Consider the following 23,332-nt stretch of genomic DNA (forward strand, 5'->3'; position numbering starts at 1 on the left):
GTTCACCCCAGCGAACCCCCAGCCCCGCAGGAACAGGGCCCTGGACGGTATCTCTCGCCGCCCACGAGGCCCCGAGGGCAGCAATGAAGATCGCGGACGCGAACCAGGAGCAGGAATGGCCGAGAAGCTGAGAGTCGACGCGGTCGAGCTCGAAAACTTCATGAAGTTGCTCGACGGGTCGGTCACGTCCCTGAAGGGCCTGCGCAGCGCCCTGTCCGACGCGACCGTCGGCGGACTGGGCACGGAGGACCTCGACAACGCCTGCGAAGACTTCCAGGCGGACTGGAAGTACGGCGCGGAGCAGATCGGGGAACAGACGGAGGACCTGAGCAAGATCATCGAGCAGAACAAGAACGCCTTCATGGAAGTCGAGGAAGCCCTCACGAAGGCGATGAAGAAGGCCGGAAAGACCAAGGACGACGTCGTGGAGGTCCCGAAGTGACGAGTGCCGCCACCTATCCGGGCCTCGGCTTCGACCCGACCCCTGGAGACTGCGACACCGTCAAGGCGCTGTACAAGAAGCTGGATGGCTGCGCCACCGTCCTTCGCGACACCCGGAAGGTCGTCACGAAGCTGATGGACGGCAGCTACTGGGAGGGGGACGCGGCCGTCGCCTTTCGCGAGACCATCGAAGACGGACCGCTCTCCCTCAATCTGCAGAATGCCGCGCACTCCATCGAGAAGGCCGCCAAGCAGCTGAAGCGCTGGGAGAACGACCTGGACGACTTCCAGCGGCGGGCAAAGGGACTGGACGGCAAGGCCAAGGACGCCCGGGACGCCTTGAAGGCTGCGAAGGGCCATGCCGACACCGTCGGCAATGATCCCGGCCTGGACAAGAAGGGCAGCAAGCAGGACGACGCGAAGAAGGCCCAGAAGCTCGCCGACGGCAAGGTCGAAGACGCACAGGCAGAACTCGACCGAATCCTGGGCAAGGCCCGGGGCCTGCAGCACGAGCACAGCGAGCGGTCGAAGTACCGCGCGGAAATGATTCGCGACGCGACGGACAAGCTGGCGCCGCATGAGCCCGGCTGGCTCGAGAAGACCTGGGATTGGATCAAGGAGAACCTTCCGGACATTCTCAGCGCCATTGCCGGAGTTCTTGCGCTGGCGGCCATCATCCTGTCCGGCCCATTGGGCGTCGGGGTGGCCGCAGCACTGATGTTGGCGGCATCAGCCACAAGCCTCGCGGCGCTCGGAACCCGGATTGCCGATCCCATTGTTCTGGAGTCGCTGATGGACGGCTTCACGAAGGGGGAGTTCGACGCCGACTTCTTCAGCAACCTGGTTTCCGTCGGAGCCGACGCCGTAGGGGTGGTGCCCGGGCTCGGAGCTGTCGTCAAGGGCGGCCGCACTGCCACTCAAGCAGTGCGGGCGGGCACTGGGGCGATGGGTCTCGGACAGAAACTTGCCACCTACGGCACCCACACATGGGATGCCGCCAAGGCCGTCGGCGGACTGGCGAACCCCTTGGTCGACGCAGTGGTCACCAGCGAGAGGGCGGCCACGAACGTGGGGGTCACCTCAGGCGCCATGGGCCTCGTGACATCTGTATACGGGATGGCCGATGACGACGAGGGCAGGTCCGAAGCGTCTACCAAGGTCGATGGCGGGCGTCTCCTGATCGACTTGCCGGGAATCCCGGCCATCGCACGTTTCGCCTTCCCCTAACCCAGCTGTTCCAGAAAGAGGCGCGCCCAATGAATCCTGCCGACTACCCCACGGCGTGGCACCATCCGCCCACGCGACGGGCCTGGTCCCTGCTCATGGTCAAGAACGTGGCCGGACTCATCGCGTGGATCGGTGTATGGATCCTGCTGCTCGCCCTGTCTTCCGAGACACGCTGGCTTCTGTGGATCCTCATTCCCTATTCCGCCTACGGAGCTTGGCGACTGTTCGTCCAGGTCTTCGGGTACTTCCCGGCCGCCATGCGCGAACTCCGCGTCTTGCGTGCATACCCGTGGCAAGTACACAGCGACGTTCCACACGGCCTGGGACAGTATCCCGACATTCTGGGCGATCAGTTCGGATGGTTCGAGTTCCCGAACCCCGCCGATGAGCGTCAGCGACTCCCGCTCGTCTTCTCCAACCACCTCCGCGTGGGCTGGTGGCACCGCAGAATGGCACCCCGCGCCAAGCCGCAGCTGAAGGCAGAGATCCAGACGGTCTGGTTCGCCGGCGACCCTCGCATGATCGGCCTCATTGCCACACCTTCACCAAACGGCCGAGCACCTCGCCGGAGCAAGATTCTCCGCCAGGGTCTGGCGAATTCGGAGCACGCTCTCACCACGGAATGGAGAGCATCGGCTGACGACGTGGAACGCGGTCGGCGCGCCGGGTTCGCCCCGGAGACCGATCCGCGCAGGTCGAAAGAGAAGTCCCTGTGACCACACCCAAGTTCATTATCGACGAATCGGCTCACGACCCCGAGGCCGACATCTGGTTCGCCCAGCCCGCAGGCTTCACCACGATCCCCTTCCGTGCGCTGTTGAATCCGAGCGACTCCGCCGAAACCCAAGCACTGCGCGACGCCATCGCACCGATTCTGGACGCGGCGCCCGACGAACTCGCCCGCCAGCACTTCCTGGCCGAACTCGCGCGTGGTCAGCAGCTGTTGTCCGTCCTCGTCGAGACCGGTACCACCCGGTGTTCGATCGGCCTGCACCGAGACGACGTACCGGATGCGAGCAGCGGCGAGAGCAGCAACCGGCTCCTGTTCTCCCTCTTCACCCTGTCCTGGCAAGACATCGCCGCAGCCGCCCCCGCGGTCACCGCCGCCCGGGCCGTAACCGGCGCTGAAGGTCATACGAACGTCGAGTACTTGGAGCTCCCCTGCGGCCCGGCCTCGTTCAGCGAGCTCGTACGCACCCCGACTGCCGAGTCCGGCCTCCCCCAGGACCCGGTCCTCCAGGTGTTCGCCCACCTCCCGCACCCGGACGGCAAACGCCTGGTGGTGCTGACGCTGGGCACCACCGCCGTGAGCCGCCGCTCGGAGTACCGGAGCCTGCTCCACCAGATCGCCGAGAACGTCAGTTTCGAGAACCCCTTCGCAGAGGCAGGCCTGTCCCGCCGGTAGACCAACGCCCGTCGACTGACGGCGCATCGCCGATATCAAGCCAATCGCCGCCCCTCGGGGAAGCGCAAGCTCGCGGTCGTGGGGGCGCCGACGGCTGTTGCCGTCAGCGTGCCTGCCGTGGGTGCGGTGGCCGCCGAGACAAGCGGGAGCAGGCTTCCGTTCGCCCTCTCCACCGGGGGGAAGCAAGGAAGACGGTGACCGTTGGAAGGGCAAGAGCAGCGGTCACGCCAAGGCCTGCGGCGATGTGCCGGTGAACGACACGCGTACGTTCAGCGCGTACATCTACCAGGACAAGAGCTTCCGTCCTGACCCGAAGATCGCCAACACGTCCCGCAGCTACAAGGGCACCAGCACGGGTGGCAAGTACTACACCAAGGCCACCTGGGCCGGGCATTCCCGGGAGCCGGGCCTACGGTTACGTGAACGCCCAGAACTGATTCGGATTCAGAACTCAGGACTCAGGACTCACGTGAGTACTCCCCACTGCGCCGCCGCGACCGGCTCCCAGCCGGTCGCGGCGGTCGCGGGCGTCACCGTCCAGTACGGCTCGACGACCGCCCTCGACGACGTCACCCTCACCTTCCCCGCCGGGGTCACCGGCCTCCTGGGGCCCAACGGGGCGGGAAAAAGCACCCTGTTGTCCCTGCTGAGCACCGCCCGCAGACCGAAGACCGGCGACGTCACCCTCCTGGGAGAGACCCCCGGGCGGGCCCGCGTGCAGCGGCTGCGGAAGCAGATCGGGGTACTGCCGCAGTCCTTCGGCTTCTACCCCCGCTTCACCGTCCTGGAATTCACCGAGTACGCGGCCTGGCTGCGCAAGGTCCCCGCGGCCCAGCGGCGCGACCGGGCCCGCGAGGCGCTGCGCCTGGTCCAGATGGAGAAGCACGCCGACACCAGGATGGGCGCCCTCTCCGGCGGCATGCTGCGTCGCGTCGGCATCGCCCAGGCCATGGTCAACAAGCCCTCCCTGGTCCTCCTCGACGAGCCGACGGTCGGCCTCGACCCGGCCCAGCGCGTCGGATTCCGCAGCCTGATCAAGGAGTTGGGCGACCGGTGCGCGGTGGTGATGAGCACCCACCTCGCCGAGGACGTCGCCCACGTGTGCGACCGGGTCGCCGTCCTCCTGGAGGGCACGGTCCGCTTCACGGGCACGGTCGCCGAGCTGTGTGCCCTGCCGAACTCCGAAGACGGCTCAGACCGCACCGCCGCCGGGAAGGAAATCGACGGGGGCGCCGTGGAAGCCGGGTATCTGCATCTCGCCGGTACGGAAGCGGTGGCCGGGTGATGCGCGTACTGCTGACCGAGATGCGCCGCGGCGAGGCCAAGTGGGGCGCCGCCCTCATGGGCGCCATCGGCATCTACTACTTCACCGCCGAAAGCCCCGGCGAGAGCGACTGGATCGGCTGGTGGAACCAGACCAGCCTCCAGGTCCAGCTCTTCTCGGTGATCGTGATGGGCTCCGTGATGAGCGCCGCGGCCGCCTGGAGCGCGGGCCGCGCCTTCCGCCACCGCACCCGGGTCTGGGCCGACACCGCCGCCCGCGGCGGCTGGTCCCAGGCACTGCTGCTCTGGCTCGCGGCCTGGCTGTGGGCCCTGCTCGCCTACGCCATACTGATCGCCGTCGCGTTCTCGCGGACCGCGTCCGTCAGCGACGTCAGCGACCCCGCGTGGGCGCCGCTGCTGCTCGGCGCGGGCATGATGGGCCTGGAGATCGCCGTCGGCGTCGCCATCGGCTCCGCGCTGCCCTCCCGCGTGGTCGCGCCCTTCGCGGGGATCTTCTGGTACAGCCTCTTCGTCGTCGTCGCGTTCGTCCCCGACACCCCGCTCGACAAGCTGTTCCCGGCGATAGACGAGTTCTGGAGCTCGGAGTTCGAGCCCAACTCGACCCGCATGCTGGTCGCCGTCGCCTGGTGTCTCGCGTTCGGCCTCGCACTGACCGCGCTCCCCGCCCTCTGGCGCCGCGCCTCCCTCGCACCCCGCCCGGTCGCGCTCGGCGCGCTCACGGTGGTCGCGCTCGTCGCGGGCGGCACCCTCGTCGCCTTCCGCACGCCGGTACCCGACTCGTACTGGGCGGTGCGCAAGGAACAGCCCGCACAGCCGCTCTGCGTCACCAGCGGCAGCACGAAGGCGTGCCTGTGGCCGGAGGACCGCCATCTGCTGCCGCGGACCCGCACCGCCCTGCGGACCGTCGACTCCGGGCTCGGCTCCCTGTCCGGACTCAACCGCGCCTTCTACGCCGACGGCCTCCACCGCCCGTCCGGCGCCACCGCCGAACTGCCCCTCATGTCCCCGGCGGCGACGCAGGACGACCTGACGGACGCGATGTTCTCGGCGGCGCTCCCCCAGCCGACGTCGTCCAAGTGCGGACCGCACATCCTCAAGTCGGCGGGCGGCTACCCCGACACGTTCCTGTTCGAAGCGGCCGTACGCGCCCGCATCGGGGCGCCCGGCGAGTACTACGGGGAGGAGTTCGGCCGCGCCCTCGAGCGCATCACCGGCGCGCCTCGCGCGCGGCAGGACAAGTGGATCGAGGCGGCGGCCGCCGACATCCGCGCGTGCAGGCCCGTACCCAAGCTTCCCTAGCGCCCCTGGCTCCGTCGCTGGAGCTTCCTCTCTGAGCGAATCGACCGTGCCGCTATGACCCCCGCAAACCCCACGTCGAATACCTCGAATACGTCGAGTACGTCGAGTACGTCGAGCCTGCTGCGCCACCCCCGGCTGCGCGCCGTCCTCGCCTTCGTACGCTGCCGGGGCCTGCCCCGAGCCGCGGCCGTCGCCCTGCTCGTGGCCCTGGCGGCGACCGCCTTCGCGGGGCAGCGCGTGGCGGTGCCCGAGTTCCGCTACCTGGTCGACTTCAGCGTGCCGGTCGCCGAAATCGTGCCGCTCGCCCACGCGATGGTCCTCGCCACCACGCTGTTCTCGCCGATGGCCGACCTGGAACAGACCTCGGCCCAGCCGATGAGCCGCCACCGGGCGCTGTACCTGGTGGTCCTCCTCGCCCTGGCCCTGGGCCTGACCGCACTGCCGCTGCTGGCCGGTGTCACGACCGAGGTCTACGTCTCGGCGGCCCGCAACGTCATCGGCTACCTCGGCCTCGGCATGCTCAGCGCCCGCCTCTTCGGTAGCGGCCTCGCCTGGCTGCTGCCCCTCGCCATGTTCGGCCCCACGCTGCTCCTCGGGGTCGGCAGCGACAACACCCCCGAGCCTTGGGCCTGGTCCCTGCACCCGTCGTCCGACGCCGCGGCCGCGATCGTGGCCGTGACGCTGTGGGTGGTCGGCGCGTGCGCCTCCGCCACGGCGGGGCCACGGCAGGCGGAACGGGCCGAGCAGAACTGAGGGGCTGGGGGACTGCCGGGCTGCCCCCGTGTCCCATCAGGACGTTCCAGGGTACGACCGTTTCCCCAGGTCAGAACCCCTTTGGGCATTCCAGCGTTCCTGATCGTCCGGCACTCCTTGCCCCGCCCCGGCGCCACCCGCTTCGCTGTTCACCAGGCCGAACAGCACAGCCTCACGGCGCGGCCTCATCGCATGGCCCATCACTCACTACCTCACGGGGACCCCCATGAAGCACGCCCACGCCACCAAGACACTCCTCGCCGGCCTAGCGCTGATCAGCACCCTCGGCCTGACCGCCTGCAACGGTGACGACGACGGCAGCGCCGGTGCGGCCCCCGACTCCGCGTCCAGCGCCTCGACCGGTGGCAGCGGCGGGAGCGGCGGGAGCGGCGGCTCGGACCAGGGGACCGGTGGCGGCTCCTCCGGCAGCAGCGGCAGCAGCGGTGGCAGTGAGGGCAAGAGCGGCGGCAACGACAGCGGTCAGGGCACCGACGCAGGCACCGGTTCCAACGAGAACGGCAAGGTCGGCATCTGCCGCAGCGACGAGCTGGAAGTGAGCGCCGTCGACAACTCCACCGACAAGACGGAGGGTGTCGTCACCGTCCAGTTCAAGAACGGCGGCGGCCGCGACTGCACGATCAACGGCTATGCGGGCGTCGACCTCAAGACCTCCACGGGCGACACCCTGTCCGTGAACCGCAACGGCGACAAGGCCGTCCCCGGAGTCATCAAGGACGGCGAATCCGCGGCCTTCAACATCACCTTCCCGATCAACAACAGCGGCGGTTCCGGTGTGCGCGTCACCAAGATCCTGGTGACGCCGCCGAACGAGACGAAGACCGTCACCATCGCCTGGCCCGCCGGTTCCCTCCCCGCGGACAGCCCCGACGCCCCCTCCGAGGGCCCGCCGCTGTCGATCAGCCCGGTCGGCGTCGTGAGCGACTCCCCCGCGGGCTGATCCTCGGCAGAGGTGCCCGAGTGACCCCTGTGGCCAGGCAGAACGCCCTGGTCACAGGGGTTCACACGCTCCCTCCGCAACCGATTGACGTGCTCTCAACGAACCCCGATGGTGGGTGAATTGGGCGTCATGCGGCCTCTGTGTGCGGCGGCCGTCCAGGGCGCGGCGTCACGGCCGGGGGGAGCCGCCGATGAATGCACCGGACCGGGGCCCGGAGGACCGCCGCCCAGGAGAGCTCGGAGAGCCTGGTGAGCCCAGAGAGCCCAGAGAGCCCAGAGAGCCCGGAGAGTTCGGCCCACCAGTGCCACCAATCCCACCGGCCCCACCGCTCCCACCGCTCCCACCAGTCCCTTCGGTTCCTCCGGTTCCACCACCGCCACCATCACCCAACACCCCTCACCCCCACCCCCACCCCCTCACCACCGCCCTCCTCAACCTCAACGGCCTCGGCCTCGGCTATCTCCTCCTCCGCCAACGGCTCCTCGCCCTCCTCTGCTGTGCCGCCACCGCCGCCCTGCTCCTCATCGCGCTGCCCGCCGACGTCGACGGCGTCCCCGGGGGCGTACTCATCGGATACGCCGCCCTGCTGCTCCTAGCGGCCGCCCACGGCGCGTACCGGGCCGCCCGCGCCCCAAGCCCCCGGCTACTGCGGACGCCCCTCGCCATCGGCCTCGCCGTCGCCCTCCTGGCCGTGCCGACCGGCGCATCCCTCGCGTACGAGTCCGCGCGCGACGAGGCGATCGAGCGGATGCTCCTCGGCCGCCTCGACGAGGCCGACCGCATCGTCGCGGGGCTGAACGGGCAGGCCTTCGGCGGCACGGCGGAGCGGCAGTACGAGAAGGCGCTCGGCCTCTACCGCGGTCTTGCCGAGGACCACGCGGGGTCGAAGGCCGCGGACCGGCTGCCCGGCAGCCTCGACGCGTACTACAAGTCCGTCGCCGCCCCGTACGCCGCCGGGCGGTACTGCGACGCCGTCGCCCCGCTCGAACACCTGCGGACCATCCCCGACACCGTCCCGGCCTTCGGCAAGGGCCGCCTCGGCGCGCTCGCCGCCTGGCCCGACGCCCGCCTGGCCACTTCCCTCTACGAGTGCGGGTCCGCCGCCCTCGGCAAGGCCGACGCGAACGAACCGCTGCGCGAACTTTTCCGCACCTTCCCCGAGTCGGACCAGGCAGCGAAGGTCGGGCCCGCCCTGCGCGCCGCCATCGACACCCGTTCGGCCGCGCTCAAGGGCTCCGACCCCTGCACCGGCGTCGACGAGCTGCGCGCCCTCAGCCGGACCGCCGAAGCGCTGCCGAGCGGCCGGGTCGACACCGAGGCGCTGCGCGACACCACCGACCGCGCGGTGGAGCGCGGCGTCTACGCCTGCGGAGTGGACGAGTTCAAGGACAGCGCCTTCGCCGAGGCCGCCGCGACGCTGACGGGCTTCGCCAGGCAGTACCCGGGGAGCGCGAAGCGCGACCGCGCCGAGGACATCGCCGTCGCCGCGGAGATCGCGGCCGAACGCCCCGCCGCGGGCCGCCGCCTGCCCCCGGCCCGCGCCTCAGAGGGCGGCGGCACGGTCGAGTTCGTCGTCGCCAACCTCGGCCCCGGCGCGCTCGAGGTCCTCTACACCGGCCCCACCACCGGCACCGTCAAGCTCGATGACTGCACGTCATGCCACATTTACGCCACCAGGTCCCGGGGCGACGCCGCCTGCCGGGCCGGGGTCAAGCAGTACCCGAGGACCACGCTCCGGCTGCCCGCGGGCGACTACCACTTCCTCTACAAGCGGGCGACCGTACGCAATCGAGCCGACGGCGCGAAGCTCAGCACCTCGTACCGTTACACCGACTGCTCCTTCGTGACCCGCGGCACCGCCGGGCTCGGGCCCACTTAACACCTGGTCAGGGGCACGCCGGGCCGTCATTGCCCGGCGTCGTACCGCGTGATACACAGAGTCACCGGACCTCGCGTACGAGGAAACGTACGAAGTCAGCCAACGAATGGCGCCAAGGCGACATGCGCGGGCCCGATTGTCGGCGACAATGAGCTGTCCTCTGCACCGAGTGGGCAGAGGTGGCAGAACAACCCACTAGGGGCGGTGAGTTACACATGCTTATGGCAGCCGAAAAGGGCGACATCACCACCATCATCGGCGGGATCGCCCCCGACTGGGGTCCCTTCGGGAGTCTGGGCAACGAGGCACGCGTGATGATCGAGGTCGTGATGGCGATCGCCATCCTCCTCTGTCTCGGCATTGCGATCTGGGGCGCGGCGAAGCAGCGCATCGGTGCGACGGCGCTGCGTGACACGTTCAGTGCGGAGCAGGGCAAGGGACTGATCATCGCGGGCCTGACTGGCGTCTTCATCATCGGATCGCTGGGCACACTGTTCACCATCGTCTACGGCATGGCGGTCTAGCGGTCCCACGCTGACCTCCGCCGTTCCTCCCCCACGTCCCCTCTCCCCTTGTCCCCTCTCTCCCTGTCCCCCTCTCCCCCACCCGTCCGTCGTGCCCACCGGCTGAGGTTGCAACTCCCTGATGTCGAGTCACCACACCGCGCCCGCGCGGGAACCAGCAGGGCTACCGTCATACGTGTCCTACGAGACGGTCCAGCGAGAGGTTGAGGGGGCGTGCGCGGCATGAGTCCCGACGACGACCGGAACGACGGCCTCTTCGGCGGCTCGGGGGAGACCCGGACGCGCCTTCCCGAGGGGGAGGGCGGGGACGACGTCTACGGCACGCGCAGATCCACCCGCCCCGCCCGCGGGTCCTCCCGCAGCCTCGTCACGGTCGTGGGCGTCGTGGTCCTCCTGATCGCGGCGATCGCGTTCGCGAACCGGGGAGGGGACGATTCCTCGTCGGGGGACGGTGACGGGAAGAAGCCGGATGCGTCGTCGACGGCCGCGACGGGGACGAAGCCGGTGGGCGGCAAGGCCGGTGGTATCGCCGCTGGCTTCGCCAAGACCGAGCAGGGTGCCCAGAGCGCTGCAGCGAACTTCGCCGTACCGCTCGGCTCGGCGGAGATGTTCGACAAGAACAAGCGCAACGCCATCCTCAACACCGTGATGGCTCCGTCCAGCGTCGCCAAGTTCCAGGCCGAGCTGGACAAGGCCTACACCGCCCCGCTCTTCAAGAACGTGGGCCTCAACGAGGACGGCTCGACACCGAACGGCTTCCAGTTCGTTTCCCGTACGACCCCGCTCGGCACCAAGGTCACCGATTACTCGGACAAAAACGCGACCGTTGAAGTCTGGTGCAGCGGTCTGCTGGGAATGGCAGGAGAGAAGTCCACTAAACCGGTCACCAGTAGCTGGTTCACGATCACCATGAAGCTGGCGTGGATCGACGGCGACTGGAAGGCAGTCACGCACTCCCAGAAGGACGGCCCCGCCCCGGTCCCGGGCGATGACCGTGCGTCCAGCTCCGACGAGATCGCGAAGGCCGTCGAAGGATACGGAGGGTTCACCTATGCCCGGTAGCCGCCGTGTACTCCGACTCAGCGCCACCGTCGCCGCCGTACAGACCGCCGCGGTCCTGTTCGCGACGCGCGCCCTCGCCGCACCGGACCCCAAGGACGAGGACGCCTGCGACCTCATCCACGGCCCCGCCAAAAAATACTGCGAAAAAGGCCAAGACGGCGGCAGCAGCGGCAGCGGCAAATACCCCACCGAAAGCCCCCTCGACTCCACCCTCGACCCCCTGAGCTCCCTAGCAAAGGGCTGCGCAGACGCCGCCTCCTGGACCGTCGACAAGCTCTCCGACGCCGTGAAGGAGACCGCGAACGTCGACTTCACGAACCCCCAGTTCCTGCAGCAGTACGCCGTCGTCTTCGCCGCGTCGACCGTCCTGACGCTGCTCCTGTGGCTGCTGGCCGTCGCGAAGAGGGCGGTGCGGGGTGTCCCGCTCACCACCGCCCTGTCCGAAGCCATCGGCTTCCTCTGGCTCACCGTCATCGCCTCCGCCTTCACCCCCCTGATCCTGTACACCGTCGTCTCCGCCACGGACGGCGTCACGGACGTCATCGCGAAGGCGACGGGCGGTCAGACGGACACGTTCTTCGGGACGTTCTCGGGCGCGCTGAAGAAGGGTGAGGACATCGGGGGCGGGCCGATCATGCTGATCGTCGTCTCGCTCGTGTCGATCCTCGCCGCGGGCGTGCTCTGGCTGGAGCTCGTGATCAGGGCCGCGCTCCTCTACGTAGGAGCGCTCCTCGGCACCGTCGTCTACGCAGGTCTCGTCGACAAGAACCTGTGGACGCACGTCCGCCGCTGGGCGGGCATCATGATCGCCGTCATCCTCGTGAAACCGATCATCGTCATCGTGCTCGGCCTCGCCGGAGCGCTCTCCGCCGACGACGGTCCCGACTCCTTCTCCGCGGTCGTCTCCGGGCTCTCGATCATTCTGCTCGCCATCTTCGCGAGCGCGATGATCTACCGCTTCGTGCCGGGCTTCGGCGACGAGATCGCGAACTCCCGGAACAACCGCATCATGCGCGGCGCCGAGAACAAGGCCGCCGCCGTGATCAGCTCCCCCGCCTCCCTCGTCTCGCAGGGCATCAAGACCCACAGTGCCCGCGGGAACGGAAACAGCGGAGGAGGAGGTGGAGGCGGGAACGGCCAAGCCCGGCCCGCCAGCCCCGTCAGCGGCGGCGTCGCCGCACACAGCAGCCGCGGATCCTCCGGCGGCGGCTCCTCCAACGGCGGCGGATCTGTCCCCTCCGCCGCACCCCCGCCGCGCAGCGGCGCGACGAACACCCCGCACGCGGGCCCACGCGGCGGTTCAGGCAAGAGCAGTAACAACCGCACGGGAGGTGAAGGGCGTTGACGACCCAGTCCCACGTGTCCCAGCCGGTCGCGCCCCGCCGCACATATCTGATCGGCCGCGCCCGGCCGAACGCGATCGTCGGCAAGAACCGCGAGACCGGGGAAATCGCCCTGATCATCGTGGGCGCCTTCCTCGGCATGATGTGCGGGCTCCTCGTCCCCGTCCTCTCCCTGCGCATCGTGCTGCTCACCGGCCTCCCGATGCTCGCCATCGCGGCCGTGTACGTCCCGTACAAGGGCCGCACCTTCTTCAAGTGGTTCGAGATCAACCGGAGTTACAAGCGCTCCCTGAAGCGCGGCACCGCCTACCGCTCCGCCGCGCCCGAGTCGGGCATCCGGCTCGACGGCCGCGAGGTCGAGGTCGGCCCGCCGCCCGGCATCGGCCGCATCAGCTGGCTGGCCGCGCCCTTCGGCCCGGACGAGATCGCCGTACTGCTCCACGCCGACCGGCGAACCGTCACGGCAGCGATCGAGATCGAGGGCCCCGGCGTCGGGCTGCGCGACAGCGAGGACCAGGAGGCCCTCGTCGACCGCTTCGGGACGCTCCTCAAGCACGTCGCCAACGGGGACGGGTTCGTCACCCGCCTCCAGATGCTCGCCCGTACGCTCCCCGCCGACCCGGACGCGCACGCCAAGGACGTCAGCGTGCGCGGCGACACCCGGGCTCTGCCCTGGCTCCAGCAGTCGTACGACCAGCTGCAGTCCATGGTGTCGACCAGCAGCGAGCAGCACCGCGCCTACCTCGTCGCCTGCATGCACTACTCCCGCGACCTGGCCGCCGAGGCCCAGGCGATGGCCCGCGCGGCCCGCCCGGCAGGCGGCAGGAAGCTCGACAAGGACGCCGGGCTCGCCGTCGTCATGGCGCGCGAGCTCACCGACATCTGCTCGCGGCTGCAGGAGGCCGACATCCGTGTCCGGCAGCCGCTCGGCCAGGGTCGGCTCTCCTCGCTGGTGCACTCCATGTACGACCCGGACCACCCCATCGACCACATCCAGGCGATGACGAAGCGCAACGCCTGGCCCGCCGAGCTCGACGCCATGGAGCCCACCTACCTCCAGGCGAAGACTCGCGAGTCCTCCACCCGCGCCCCGTGGTGCCACTCGACGGCCTGGGTGAAGGAGTGGCCGATGACCCCCGTCGGCGTCAACTTCCTCGCGCCGCTGCTCGTCCACACCCCGGACGTCATCAGGACGGTGGCCGTGACGATGGACCTCGAACCCACCGAGGTCGCCATCGAGCGGATGCTGACCGAGAAGACCAACGACGAGGCGGAGGCCAGCCGCCAGGCCAAGATGAACCGCACGGTCGACCCCCGCGACATCGCCTCGCACTCCCGCCTGGACCAGCGCGGCGAGGACCTGGCGAGCGGCGCGGCGGGGGTGAACCTCGTCGGGTACATCACGGTCTCGTCCCGTTCCCCGGAGGCGCTCGCGCGCGACAAGCGCACGATCCGCGCCTCCGCCGGCAAGTCGTATCTGAAGCTGGAGTGGTGCGACCGCGAGCACCACAGGGCCTTCGTCAACACGCTGCCGTTCGCGACCGGCATCCGACGCTAGAGCGCGTGAGCGCTAGACGGTATCGACGTAGAGGCAGGCTGTTGAGATGCGGGATCCGCTGACCGTCCTCACGGACGCCTTCACCGCCTTCCTGTTCGGGAAGGTCGAGACGACCAGGCTTCCGGTGCGTACGTCGACGGGGCAGGCCCAGGCGGTCTACCTCCCGACGGCCGCGCCAGGACTCGGCGACTCGGGCGTGATCATCGGGCGTGAGGTGTACTCCGGCAAGGGGTACATCTACGACCCCTTCCAGCTGTACGGGCAGCAGCTGCCCGCACCGCACTGGCTGGTGCTCGGCGAGTCCGGCAACGGCAAGTCGGCGCTGGAGAAGACGTACGTGCTGCGCCAGCTGCGCTTCAAGGACCGGCAGGTCGTCGTCCTCGACGCACAGGGCGAGGACGGCGTCGGCGAGTGGAACCTCATCGCCGAGGAGCTGGGGATAACTCCCATCCGGCTCGACCCGACGGCCGCCCTGGACATGGGGATCCGGCTCAATCCGCTGGACCCGGCCATCACGACCACCGGGCAGCTCGCCCTGCTCCGCACCATCATCGAGGTCGCGATGGGGCACGGCCTGGACGAGCGGTCGGGCTTCGCGCTGAAGGTCGCGCACGCGTACGTGAACGAGACCATCGTGGAGCGGCAGCCGGTCCTCACCGACATCGTCGAGCAGCTGCGCCACCCCGAGCCCGAGTCGGCCGAGGCCATGAACGTGGCCATAGACGACGTACGGGCGTGGGGTCTGGACGTGGCCCTCGTCATCGACCGTCTCGTCGACGGTGACCTGCGGGGCATGTTCGACGGGCCCACGACGGTGGGCATCGACCTCGACGCCCCGCTGATCGTCTTCGACCTCTCCCACATCGACCGCAACTCCATCGCCATGCCGATCCTGATGGCGATCGTGGGCGTGTGGCTGGAGCACACCTGGATCCGCCCGGACCGCAAGAAGCGCATCTTCCTGGTGGAGGAGGCGTGGCACATCATCAACTCGCCCTTCGTGGCGCAGCTGTTCCAGCGGCTCCTCAAGTTCGGGCGACGGCTCGGCCTGTCCTTCGTGGCGGTGGTCCACCACCTGAGCGACGTCGTGGACGGGGCGGCGGCCAAGGAGGCGGCCGCGATCCTGAAGATGGCCTCCACCCGGACCATCTATGCCCAGAAGGCCGACGAGGCACGGGCCACGGGACGGGTCCTCGGGCTACCGAGGTGGGCGGTCGAGATCATCCCGACGCTCACGCCGGGCATCGCGGTCTGGGACGTGAACGGCAACGTACAGGTGGTCAAGCACCTGATCACCGAGACCGAACGGCCACTGGTCTTCACCGACCGCGCCATGACCGAGTCGTCGGCCGACCTCGCCGACGGCACTCCGTCCGACGAGGCGCTGCGGGCGGCGGAGCTGGAGGCCGAGGAGCGGGCGGCTTACATGGAGCAGCATGCGGGATGAGTGGGAGCGGGACCGGTCTCCTCGCGGACGCGGTCCCGACCGGGGCGCACGCCCCGAACGCGGCGTTCCCGACGGGCTCCTGGTCGGCTTCCTTGGGTTCCTGATCGGAGCCACGGTCCTCGTCTGGTCGGCGACGAACCTGGCGGGCCGGTTCGCACAGGGGGCCTGGCCGGAGAAGGTGTCGTTCGGTCATACGCCTCCGGCGGTCCGCCACCTGGTGGGCAACCCGCAGGACGTGGCGGGAGCGTGGCCCCAGACCCCGGCGGACCAGCTCTCGGGGTACGGGCTGTTCTGGGGCCTGTTCATCGGCCAGCTGCTGGTCCTGGTCGTGTTCACGGTCTTCGTCATGGGGACGGTGACGCGGTGGCGGGCGGTCCGGAGGGCTCGGCGGGCGGGGATGGCCGGGGCGGCCGGGGCTGGAGCGGCCGCTGCTGCTGGGCCTGTTGAGGCGTCGCCTACTGTGGAGCCCTCGGCGCCTCGTAACCCTCATAAGGCTCAGGCTCCTCGTGAGGCTCAGGCTCCTCATGAAGCTCAGGCTCCTCATGAAGCTTCGGCTTCCTTCGAGTCGGGTGCGCCCGCCGCGCCTCCCGCGTCCACCGCGCCCCCCGCATCCACCGCACCCCCCACGCCGGTCGAGTACGCCGCCCCTCCCGTCCCCCAACCGGTAGCCGCCGAGCCCCCGCCCCCGAACCCCGGCCCCATGCCCCCCGTGGCCCCCGTGGCCCCGGCGGTCGTCCCCACCCCCCGCGCTCCCCTGGTCCTCGGCGACCCCACGACCCGCCGCCCCCTCGCCGTGCAGGCCGTCCAGGATGCCGAGGGCGCCGCCCTCGTCCTGACCTCCGACCCCACCCTGTGGGCGGAGACGAAGGACGCCCGCGCCAAGCTCGGCCCCGTCCTCCTCTACGACCCGTCCCACCTGTGCGACACCCCGGCCCGCCTCCACTGGTCCCCCACCACCGGCTGCGGTGACAGGGCCACGGCCGACACCCGCGCCGCCGCCCTCCTCGCCCCGATAAGACCGGCCGCGAAGCTGGACGTCGCCGTGGCCGACACGGCACAGATACTGCTGCGCAGCTTCCTGCACGCCGCCGCCGTGGCCGACAAGCCGATGAAGATCGTGCACCGCTGGTCGCAGGGCAACCAGGTGCAGGAGGCGGTACGCATCCTCCGTACGCATCCCAAGGCCGCGTCCGGCGCCGCGGGCGAGCTGGAGGCGACACTCACCGCGCACCCCGAACGGCGCGACATCGCGCAGGAGTTGACCGCCCGCGCGCTCTCCGCGCTCTTCACGGTCCACGTACGCGAGTCCTGCACGCCGAACCGAACTGATGCGCTCTCCCTGGATTCCTTCGTCGATGAAGGGGGCACGCTTTTTGTGGTGGGTGAGGCGATCGAGGATCCCAAGTCCCGCCAGGGCCCGGGTGCCATGCCTCTTCTGACGGCACTCGCCTCAAGCGTGGTCGAGCACGGCCGGCGCATGGCCGCACGGTCATCCTCCGGTCGGCTCGACCCACCAATGACGCTCGTCCTGGACGACGTCGCCGCGGTGGCTCCGCTGCCCCAGCTTCCGGAGCTGCTCTCCACCGGGGCGGACCGGGGTCTGCCGACCCTGGCCCTGCTCCGGTCGCGGGAACAGGGCAGGTCCCGCTGGCCGGACAGTGAACTGCCGGTGCCGTAGGCACATCCGTGCCGGGTGGGTGTGGACGTACGGCGTCAGCGCTTGCCGCCGTCCACGTCCAGCGTCGTACCGGTCGTGAACGCGTTCTCCATCAGGTACGCCGCCGCATGGGCGACCTCATCGGCCGTGCCGGGCCGCCCCACCGGCAGCCGATCCGCGATCCCCTCCCGATAGGCGCGGTGCTCCTCGGGGCTCATCAGGTGCGCGTGCGTGTCCGTCGGGCCGGGGGCGATCGCGTTGACGCGGAGCGGCGCGAGCTCCATGGCGAGGGACTTCACGGCGGCCTCTACGGCCCCGTTGACGGCGGCGAAGGCGAAGTAGCCCGGGTCGGCCTTGCGGTAGAGGTATCCGGAGACGAGCGTGACCGACCCCGTCTCCTTCGGCATGTGCGGCAGCGCGGCCCGCAGGCACCGGTACTGCCCCCACCACTTGACCTCGAAGAACTGCCGGATCTGCGCCTCGGTGAGCTCCTCGAACGGGGCGATCACGCTGCCGGAGGCGCAGGTGAAGAGGTGGTCGATGGTGCCGACCGACCCCATGACCTCCTCCACGGCGGCGCCGTCGGTGACGTCCAGGGCCCGGAACCCGGTCTCGGCGCCGGTCAGTCCGGCGATCCGCTCGGCGTGCGGCCGCACCACGTCGGCGCTGCGGTCGGTGAGGACGACGCGGGCGCCGCGCCGCGCGACGAGTTCGGCGGTGGCGAGTCCGATGCCGCTGCCCGCGCCGGTGATGACGACGGTGCTGCCGGAGAGATTCACACGAACCACGATCCTTCGATTCCATAGCTGCTGAACTTGCTTGCTTCGAGTCTCACAGCGGGGAAGCGCTCTGACCTTCGAAATGCCGGTGCATAATCATGCGATGCACGATGACGCACAGGGCCCCGCGACCGGCGGCGACGGCGACGGCGACGATGAAGATGGCGGCCACGGCCACGGTCACTGCCACTGCACCGACACCGCCGACGCCCCCTGCGCCGAAGGCCTCAGCCGATACCGCGCCGCCGTCATCAAGGGCTGCCTGCCGCGCGCGACGGCGCCCCGCTGCCTCGTACGCCTGGGCCTGCTGACGCCACCGCCGGACGACCCCGGGGTCCTGGTGCCCGTGTCGCCGAACATCGCCGAGTCCGAGCTGCTCCAGCCCGTGCGAGCGCAACTCGGCGCCCGGCAGGAGCAGTTGCGCGCCATCAGCTCCGGGTTCTCGCCGGTCCACGCGATCTACCGGGCCGCGCGCCGCGCGTCACAGGACTGGCTGACCGCCGTCGACGGCGCGGACGCCGTGCCCGCGCTCCTGGAGCAGGCCGTGCGCGACTGCCGCTCGGAGCTCCTGACGAGCCTCCCGGACCCCGTCCTCGTCCCCTCCGGCGTCACGCACCGGGCCCTGTACCCGCACGCGGCCCGCACCCATGCCGCGCAGTGGCGGCACATCCAGGACGTCGAACGTGCGGGCGGCCGCGTCCGCACCCTGCACCAGCTGACCGGCCACCTGATGCTCTGCGACCGGTCCGTCGCCTACCTCTTCGGCCAGGGCTCCGGCGCCGTGGAGATCAGGCACCCCTCCGTCGTGGCACACCTGACAGCCGTCTTCGAGGACGCCTGGGAGCGTGCGAGGCCGGTGGCCGAACCGACCGCCGCACGCACCCGCGAGCCACTGATCGTCGACGAGGTCCGCCGCACGGTCATGAAGCTCCTCGTCTCCGGCCTCACGGACGACGCCATCGCGCGCCGCCTCGGGGTGTCGCGCCGCACGGTGGCGGGCCATGTGGCGGAGATGTCACGGGAGTTGGGCTCGCAGTCCCGGGCGCAGCTCGGCTACCTCATCGCCCGCTCGGAACCGGAGCTCTAGCCCCCCTCCCCCGGGCGATCTCCGAGCTCAAGGCCTCTTCAGCACAAGCTCGAACTCCCGCGAGGACGGGTCCCCCGGCACTGGGACGACCTCTCCGCTGCGTACGAACCCGAACCGCCGGTAGAACGCCTGCGCCCGCGGATTGTTCTCGTGGACGTACAGCCGCACCCGCTCCAGCCCCGCCAGGGACCACGCCCACCCGACGACCGCCTCGAACAGCGCGTCCGTCGCGCCGTCGCCCCGGTGCTCGGGCCGCACGAACACCCCCACCAGATGCGCCTGCCGCTCCTCGATCACCCCGCCGAAGACGTCGGCCGTCCCCGCCTCCTCGACCAGCGCGGTCACCGAGCCGACCCACGTACCGTGCGGGCCCACCGCCACGAACTGCCGGGCCGACAGCCCGCGCGAGGCCCCCGCGGCACGCTCCTGCCAGTACGAGTCGGGCTTCGCGGCGGCCTCCTCGTACGTCTCCAGGAAGGCGACCGGCGCCGCCGGGTCCCGCAGCGCGGCCAGCCGAAGCTCCCTGACCTGCGGCCACTCGTCGGCGCGGACGGCTCGTACGACGTACTCGTGTTCCATGCCGTGATCCTAGGTTCCGCCGTCAAGGGGCACCTCGGGGTCGCCGTCGTACCCGAGTACTATCCCCCGCCCTCACTGCCCGCCCCCGGTCCGACGATCCGCGCCCCCGCCCACGCCACCATCGAAGACATGATTAGGGCATACGGACTGACCAAGCACTACGGCGGCAAGTCCGCCAAGAAGGCCGTCGACGACCTCAGCTTCGAGGTGCTCCCCGGCACCGTCACCGGCTTCCTCGGCCCCAACGGCGCGGGCAAGTCCACCACCATGCGGATGCTCGTCGGCCTCGACGCCCCCACCAGCGGCCGCGCCACCATCGGCGACCGCGCCTACGCGGCCCACCCCGCGCCCCTGCACGAGGTCGGCGCCCTCCTGGAGGCCCGCTCGGTCCACCCGGGCCGCTCCGCGTACCACCACCTGATGGCGCTCGCACACACCCACTCCATCCCGAAGAGCCGCGTCGACGCGGTCCTGGACCTGGCAGGCATCCACGAGGTCGCCCGCAAGCGCGTCAAGGGCTTCTCCCTCGGCATGGGACAGCGCCTGGGCATCGCGGCCGCCCTGCTCGGCGACCCCTCCACGGTGATCCTCGACGAGCCGGTCAACGGCCTCGACCCCGAGGGCGTCCTGTGGATCCGCAACCTCCTCAAGTCCCTGGCCGCGGAGGGCCGTACGGTCCTCGTCTCCTCGCACCTCATGAGCGAGATGGCGCTCACCGCCGAACACCTGATCATCATCGGCCGCGGCAAACTCCTCGCGGACACCACCGTCGAACGCTTCGTACGCGAGTCGGGCACCGGCGCGGTCAAGGTCGTGACCCCCGAGGCGGGCCACCTCACCGAGCTGCTCGCGGCACCGGGCGTGCGGATCTCCGGCGACACCCCCGGCGTCCTCGACGTACGCGGCACCGATGCCGAGCACATCGGCCGCACCGCGGCCGCCCACGGCATCCCCCTCTTCGAACTGACCCCTCACACGGCGTCGTTGGAGCAGGCCTTCATGGACCTCACCCGCGACTCGGTCGAGTACGTGTCCACCAACGCCTCCAACTCCCCCGCCACCAACCCTCGTCCGGAAGGAGTCGCGGCATGAGCGCCACCCTCACCGCCGACCGCTCGGCACCCGCCCGCAACTCGGCCACCACCTACCGCCTCAGCACCAAGGGCATCGTCCGCTCCGAGTGGCACAAGCTGTGGACGCTCCGCTCGACATGGATCACCCTGATCACCGCGAGCTTCCTCGTCATCGCGGTCGGCATCACCATGGGCGTCACCTACGACGGCGACGACTCCGAGGTCGACACCATCGTCTTCACCCTCTTCGGCACCCAGCTCTCGCAGATCTGCCTCGCCGTCCTCGGCATCCTCGTCACCGCGGGCGAGTACTCGACGGGCATGATCCGTTCCTCCCTCGCCGCGGTCCCGCGCCGCCTGCCCGTCCTGTGGTCCAAGGCCGGTGTCTTCGCGGCGGTCGCCTTCACCCTGTGCCTCGCGACGAACGTCGTCACGTTCCTCCTCGCCCAGATCTGGCTCGCGGACAGCGACAAGAAGCTCTCCCTCACCGACTCCGGAGTGTTCGGCGCCCTCACGACCAGCGCCACGTCCATCACCCTGCTCAGCCTCATCGCGCTCGGCCTCGGCGCGCTGCTCCGCTCGGTGCCCGGCGCCATCGGCGCCTTCGTCGGCTCCGTCCTGATCCTGCCCGAGGTCCTTGCGATGCTGCCCTTCGACGCCGTCGAGACCGCCATGAAGTACTTCCCGGCCCAGGCGGCGAGCTCGCTCGGCTCGGTGGCCCGGGTGGAGAACACCATCGCGCCGGGCACCGCCGTCGTCACGCTCGCCCTGTGGGCGGCGGCCATCCTGGCGGCGGCGACGATGCTGCTCAAGCGACGTGACGTATGAGGCCACAAGAAGTTCGTGGTGTACGAGGATTTCGTGGTGTACGAGGATGAGGCCGTGACCGAGCCACACCCCCTCACCCAGCTCCTCCAGCGACTGACCCAGCGGGTGCGCGCCTTCGACAGGCGGCGCCCGCTCGTCTGGGATCTGCTGGTCACCGCCTTCTTCGTGGGCGCCGCGCTCGTCGACGCGAGCGGCGGCTGGCGCAACGTCGCGCCGAACACGGACGTCCCGGGATGGCTGATCTTCCTGATGACCGTGGGGCTCTCGCTGCCCGTGCTGTGGCGCAGGCGCCACCCGATGGCGGTCCTCACCGTCATGGTGGTGACGGGCTTGGTCAACAGCTGGAGCGGCGCCATGCTGCAGGCCGCCCTGATCCAGATGCTCGTGCTCTTCAGCATCGCGATGCGGCTGCCCCTCAGGACGCTCGGCTGGGCGGGCCTGATGATGACGACCCCGCTGGTCGTGGGCGCGATCCGCTATCCCGAGGACAGTTGGGACCAGCAGATCATCCCGAACATGTGGGCGTACGCCCTGGTCGCCCTGCTCGGCATCGCGGTGCGCTCCCGCCAGGACTACACCGAGGCCCTCGTGGAGCGCGCCCGGCAGCTGGAGGTCGAGCGCGACCAGCAGGCCCAGCTCGCCGCCGCCGCCGAACGCACCCGCATAGCCCGCGAGATGCACGACATCATCGGCCACAACCTGTCGGTCATCACGGGCCTCGCGGACGGCGGTTCGTACGCGGCCGCCAAGTCCCCCGAGCGCGCGGGCCAGGCCCTCCAAGCGATCGGCACGACCAGCCGCCAGGCCCTCGGCGAACTCCGCCGCCTTCTGGACGTCCTGCGCGACGGCGCTCCGGCCCCCGCCGAGCTCGCCCCGCAACCGGCCCTGACCGATCTGAGCCAACTCATCGACGGCGTACGGGCCGCGGGCCTCCCCGTACACACCACGGTCTCCGGCAGCCCCGACACCGTCCCCGCGGGCCGCCAGCTCACCGTCTACCGCGTCGTCCAGGAAGCCCTCACGAACACCCTCAAGCACGGCGGCCCCGACGCCACGGCGACGGTGGACGTCACGTACGCGGCGGACGGGGTCACCGTGGAGGTCACGGACACGGGCACGGACTCAGGCACGGGCACGGCCACAGCAGCCACCCCGTCCCCCTCCCCGGGCCGCGGTCTCACGGGAATGCGCGAGCGAACTGCCCTGTACAACGGCACACTTGAGGCCGGACCGCTTCCCCGCCCGACCGGCGGCTGGCGGGTCCACCTCCATCTCCCGAAGGACAGCGAGACCACAACGTGACGACCGTGCTCATCGTCGACGACCAGCCCATGCAACGCTTCGGTTTCCGCATGCTCCTGGAGAGCCAGGACGACATGGCGGTGGTGGGCGAGGCCGGGAACGGCAGCGAGGCCATCCGCATGACGGCCGAACTCCACCCGGACGTCGTCCTGATGGACATCCGCATGCCCGGACTCGACGGCATCGAGGCCACCCGCCGCATCATCGCGTCGGGCGACCGCACCCGCGTACTCATCCTCACGACGTTCGACCTCGACGAGTACGCGTACGCGGGTCTCCGCGCCGGAGCCTCCGGCTTCCTCATCAAGGACGCGCTCCCCGAGGAACTCCTCTCCGGAATCCGCGCGGTCGCCTCGGGCGACGCGGTGGTGGCCCCGAGCCTGACCCGCCGACTCCTCGACGCGTACGCGGATCAGCTGCCGTCGGCCGGCGCCGCTTCCTCCGACCCGGCGGAACACCCGCGCCTTTCCTCTCTCACGCACCGGGAACGCGAAATCCTGACGGTCATCGGCCAGGGCTGGACGAACGCGGAGATCGCCTCGCGTCTGCACCTCGCGGAATCGACGGTGAAGACACACGTGGGCCGCATTCTCGCGAAGACGGAGACGAGGGACAGGGTCCAGGCGGTGATTCTGGCGTACGACACGAAATTGGTGAGCCCTTCATAGAAAGGGCAGAGAGGCCAGAAAGGGCCCTGGAAAGGCCCTGGAAAGGCCTCAGAACGCAGAAAACCCCCCGCACCATACGGTGCGGGGGGTTTTCTCTACAATGAGTTCGGCGGCGTCCTACTCTCCCACAGGGTCCCCCCTGCAGTACCATCGGCGCTGTGAGGCTTAGCTTCCGGGTT

General features: G+C 70.0%; 22 protein-coding genes and 1 rRNA gene. 20 read left to right on the plus strand and 3 right to left on the minus strand.

Translation table 11 applies throughout. The features are described from left to right. Positions 1–115: 115 nt before the first annotated feature. From AC068B_RS18965 to AC068B_RS19035, 15 genes are all read left to right on the plus strand, one after another. Complete coding sequence (locus tag AC068B_RS18965; protein ID WP_478672685.1) at positions 116–442, plus strand: hypothetical protein; 327 nt, start codon at positions 116–118, stop codon at positions 440–442. Further along, a complete protein-coding gene (locus AC068B_RS18970) occupies positions 439–1,668 on the plus strand; it encodes a putative T7SS-secreted protein (protein ID WP_478672686.1) in 1,230 nt (409 codons plus the stop codon). The genes AC068B_RS18965 and AC068B_RS18970 overlap by 4 nt, the downstream gene beginning before the upstream one ends. Positions 1,669–1,775: 107 nt before the next feature. Further along, positions 1,776–2,384 (plus strand): hypothetical protein, encoded by a 609-nt coding sequence (locus AC068B_RS18975; protein WP_478672687.1) that lies wholly within the window; start codon positions 1,776–1,778, stop codon positions 2,382–2,384. After that, positions 2,381–3,073, plus strand: a complete 693-nt coding sequence (locus AC068B_RS18980; protein ID WP_478672689.1) for a hypothetical protein — start codon at positions 2,381–2,383, stop codon at positions 3,071–3,073. Before AC068B_RS18975 ends, AC068B_RS18980 begins: the two co-directional genes overlap by 4 nt. Positions 3,074–3,542: 469 nt before the next feature. Further along, complete coding sequence (locus tag AC068B_RS18985; RefSeq protein WP_478672690.1) at positions 3,543–4,358, plus strand: ATP-binding cassette domain-containing protein; 816 nt, start codon at positions 3,543–3,545, stop codon at positions 4,356–4,358. After that, entirely contained in the window at positions 4,358–5,656 is a 1,299-nt protein-coding gene (locus AC068B_RS18990) for a hypothetical protein (protein ID WP_478672692.1), read from the plus strand. The genes AC068B_RS18985 and AC068B_RS18990 overlap by 1 nt, the downstream gene beginning before the upstream one ends. A gap of 54 nt (positions 5,657–5,710) precedes the next feature. Continuing rightward, positions 5,711–6,409, plus strand: coding sequence for a hypothetical protein (locus AC068B_RS18995; protein WP_478672693.1), 699 nt, complete (start codon positions 5,711–5,713; stop codon positions 6,407–6,409). Positions 6,410–6,635: 226 nt separating this feature from the next. Then, on the plus strand, positions 6,636–7,367 hold the full coding sequence (locus tag AC068B_RS19000) for a DUF4232 domain-containing protein (RefSeq protein ID WP_478672694.1): 732 nt from the start codon (positions 6,636–6,638) through the stop codon (positions 7,365–7,367). 301 nt (positions 7,368–7,668) lie between these two features. Continuing rightward, positions 7,669–9,246 carry a hypothetical protein gene (locus AC068B_RS19005; protein ID WP_478672695.1) on the plus strand — a complete coding sequence of 526 codons (1,578 nt, stop codon included), beginning with the start codon at positions 7,669–7,671 and terminating at the stop codon, positions 9,244–9,246. Between the two features lie 215 nt (positions 9,247–9,461). Beyond that, on the plus strand, positions 9,462–9,770 hold the full coding sequence (locus AC068B_RS19010) for a hypothetical protein (RefSeq protein WP_055570172.1): 309 nt from the start codon (positions 9,462–9,464) through the stop codon (positions 9,768–9,770). 222 nt (positions 9,771–9,992) lie between these two features. Next, positions 9,993–10,832, plus strand: coding sequence for a DUF8175 domain-containg protein (locus AC068B_RS19015; protein ID WP_478672696.1), 840 nt, complete (start codon positions 9,993–9,995; stop codon positions 10,830–10,832). Further along, positions 10,822–12,177 (plus strand): energy-coupling factor transporter transmembrane component T family protein, encoded by a 1,356-nt coding sequence (locus tag AC068B_RS19020; RefSeq protein ID WP_478672697.1) that lies wholly within the window; start codon positions 10,822–10,824, stop codon positions 12,175–12,177. The genes AC068B_RS19015 and AC068B_RS19020 overlap by 11 nt, the downstream gene beginning before the upstream one ends. Then, positions 12,174–13,733 carry an SCO6880 family protein gene (locus tag AC068B_RS19025; RefSeq protein WP_478672698.1) on the plus strand — a complete coding sequence of 520 codons (1,560 nt, stop codon included), beginning with the start codon at positions 12,174–12,176 and terminating at the stop codon, positions 13,731–13,733. Before AC068B_RS19020 ends, AC068B_RS19025 begins: the two co-directional genes overlap by 4 nt. 46 nt (positions 13,734–13,779) lie before the next feature. Further along, positions 13,780–15,180, plus strand: coding sequence for an ATP-binding protein (locus tag AC068B_RS19030; protein ID WP_478672699.1), 1,401 nt, complete (start codon positions 13,780–13,782; stop codon positions 15,178–15,180). After that, complete coding sequence (locus AC068B_RS19035) at positions 15,170–16,858, plus strand: type IV secretory system conjugative DNA transfer family protein (protein ID WP_478672701.1); 1,689 nt, start codon at positions 15,170–15,172, stop codon at positions 16,856–16,858. The genes AC068B_RS19030 and AC068B_RS19035 overlap by 11 nt, the downstream gene beginning before the upstream one ends. Before the next feature lie 35 nt (positions 16,859–16,893). Here the strand turns inward: AC068B_RS19035 and AC068B_RS19040 are convergent, their stop codons facing one another. After that, entirely contained in the window at positions 16,894–17,616 is a 723-nt protein-coding gene (locus AC068B_RS19040) for an SDR family NAD(P)-dependent oxidoreductase (protein WP_478672702.1), read from the minus strand. A gap of 103 nt (positions 17,617–17,719) precedes the next feature. Between AC068B_RS19040 and AC068B_RS19045 the strand changes: the two genes are divergently transcribed. Further along, positions 17,720–18,703 carry a helix-turn-helix transcriptional regulator gene (locus AC068B_RS19045; RefSeq protein ID WP_478672703.1) on the plus strand — a complete coding sequence of 328 codons (984 nt, stop codon included), beginning with the start codon at positions 17,720–17,722 and terminating at the stop codon, positions 18,701–18,703. 27 nt (positions 18,704–18,730) lie between these two features. On the opposite strand, the gene AC068B_RS19050 is transcribed toward AC068B_RS19045, so the two are convergent. Further along, the gene (locus AC068B_RS19050; protein ID WP_478672705.1) at positions 18,731–19,282 is read right to left on the minus strand and encodes a GNAT family N-acetyltransferase; all 552 of its coding nucleotides are present in this window, start codon (positions 19,280–19,282) and stop codon (positions 18,731–18,733) included. Between the two features lie 129 nt (positions 19,283–19,411). Between AC068B_RS19050 and AC068B_RS19055 the strand changes: the two genes are divergently transcribed. The 4 genes from AC068B_RS19055 to AC068B_RS19070 are packed head-to-tail and all read left to right on the plus strand — an operon-like array spanning position 19,412 to position 23,153. Beyond that, positions 19,412–20,374: an ATP-binding cassette domain-containing protein gene (locus tag AC068B_RS19055; protein WP_478672706.1), complete on the plus strand. Its 963-nt coding sequence runs from the start codon at positions 19,412–19,414 to the stop codon at positions 20,372–20,374. Beyond that, on the plus strand, positions 20,371–21,183 hold the full coding sequence (locus AC068B_RS19060; RefSeq protein WP_478672707.1) for an ABC transporter permease: 813 nt from the start codon (positions 20,371–20,373) through the stop codon (positions 21,181–21,183). The genes AC068B_RS19055 and AC068B_RS19060 overlap by 4 nt, the downstream gene beginning before the upstream one ends. Before the next feature lie 54 nt (positions 21,184–21,237). After that, positions 21,238–22,485 carry a sensor histidine kinase gene (locus AC068B_RS19065; RefSeq protein ID WP_478672709.1) on the plus strand — a complete coding sequence of 416 codons (1,248 nt, stop codon included), beginning with the start codon at positions 21,238–21,240 and terminating at the stop codon, positions 22,483–22,485. Then, the gene (locus AC068B_RS19070) at positions 22,482–23,153 is read left to right on the plus strand and encodes a response regulator transcription factor (protein ID WP_356266906.1); all 672 of its coding nucleotides are present in this window, start codon (positions 22,482–22,484) and stop codon (positions 23,151–23,153) included. Before AC068B_RS19065 ends, AC068B_RS19070 begins: the two co-directional genes overlap by 4 nt. Positions 23,154–23,257: 104 nt before the next feature. Here the strand turns inward: AC068B_RS19070 and rrf are convergent. Further along, positions 23,258–23,332, minus strand: a 5S ribosomal RNA gene (gene rrf / locus AC068B_RS19075); the annotation flags it as partial.

The sequence above is a fragment of the Streptomyces sp. NPDC042371 genome (genome assembly GCF_056437465.1).

Bases quoted from the DNA above. Each gene is read 5' to 3' on its own strand.
- AC068B_RS18990 (WP_478672692.1), top strand. From the start codon at position 4,358: ATGCGCGTACTGCTGACCGAGATGCGCCGCGGCGAGGCCAAGTGGGGC.
- AC068B_RS19050 (WP_478672705.1), bottom strand. From the start codon at position 19,282: ATGGAACACGAGTACGTCGTACGAGCCGTCCGCGCCGACGAGTGGCCG.
- AC068B_RS19035 (WP_478672701.1), top strand. From the start codon at position 15,170: ATGCGGGATGAGTGGGAGCGGGACCGGTCTCCTCGCGGACGCGGTCCC.
- AC068B_RS19055 (WP_478672706.1), top strand. From the start codon at position 19,412: ATGATTAGGGCATACGGACTGACCAAGCACTACGGCGGCAAGTCCGCC.
- AC068B_RS18995 (WP_478672693.1), top strand. From the start codon at position 5,711: ATGACCCCCGCAAACCCCACGTCGAATACCTCGAATACGTCGAGTACG.
- AC068B_RS19045 (WP_478672703.1), top strand. From the start codon at position 17,720: ATGCACGATGACGCACAGGGCCCCGCGACCGGCGGCGACGGCGACGGC.
- AC068B_RS19020 (WP_478672697.1), top strand. From the start codon at position 10,822: ATGCCCGGTAGCCGCCGTGTACTCCGACTCAGCGCCACCGTCGCCGCC.
- AC068B_RS19015 (WP_478672696.1), top strand. From the start codon at position 9,993: ATGAGTCCCGACGACGACCGGAACGACGGCCTCTTCGGCGGCTCGGGG.
- AC068B_RS18965 (WP_478672685.1), top strand. From the start codon at position 116: ATGGCCGAGAAGCTGAGAGTCGACGCGGTCGAGCTCGAAAACTTCATG.
- AC068B_RS19010 (WP_055570172.1), top strand. From the start codon at position 9,462: ATGCTTATGGCAGCCGAAAAGGGCGACATCACCACCATCATCGGCGGG.
- AC068B_RS19000 (WP_478672694.1), top strand. From the start codon at position 6,636: ATGAAGCACGCCCACGCCACCAAGACACTCCTCGCCGGCCTAGCGCTG.
- AC068B_RS19060 (WP_478672707.1), top strand. From the start codon at position 20,371: ATGAGCGCCACCCTCACCGCCGACCGCTCGGCACCCGCCCGCAACTCG.
- AC068B_RS19030 (WP_478672699.1), top strand. From the start codon at position 13,780: ATGCGGGATCCGCTGACCGTCCTCACGGACGCCTTCACCGCCTTCCTG.